This is a genomic window from Psychroflexus lacisalsi (assembly GCF_020164495.1).
In the GTDB taxonomy this organism is placed as follows: Bacteria; Bacteroidota; Bacteroidia; order Flavobacteriales; family Flavobacteriaceae; genus Psychroflexus; species Psychroflexus lacisalsi.
Map to the genome: position 1 here is coordinate 1 of NZ_JAIQYZ010000027.1, position 401 is coordinate 401.

The window sequence follows — 401 nt, forward strand, 5'->3', positions numbered from 1 at the left end:
GCAATACTCTAAAAAAGGAGGTATTCCAGCCGCACCTTCCGGTACGGCTACCTTGTTACGACTTAGCCCCAGTTACTAGTTTTACCCTAGGCGGCTCCTTGCGGCGACCGACTTCAGGTACCCCCAGCTTCCATGGCTTGACGGGCGGTGTGTACAAGGCCCGGGAACGTATTCACCGCATCATGGCTGATATGCGATTACTAGCGATTCCAGCTTCACGCAGTCGAGTTGCAGACTGCGATCCGAACTGTGATAGGGTTTGTAGATTCGCTCCTGGTCACCCAGTGGCTGCTCTCTGTCCCTACCATTGTAGCACGTGTGTAGCCCAGGACGTAAGGGCCGTGATGATTTGACGTCATCCCCACCTTCCTCACAGTTTACACTGGCAGTATGGCTAGAGT

General features: G+C 54.1%; 1 rRNA gene. It reads right to left on the reverse strand.

Annotated elements, in window-relative coordinates:
* Positions 1–13: 13 nt before the first annotated feature.
* Positions 14–401: ribosomal RNA gene (locus tag LB449_RS13830) — 16S ribosomal RNA — on the reverse strand; the annotation flags it as partial.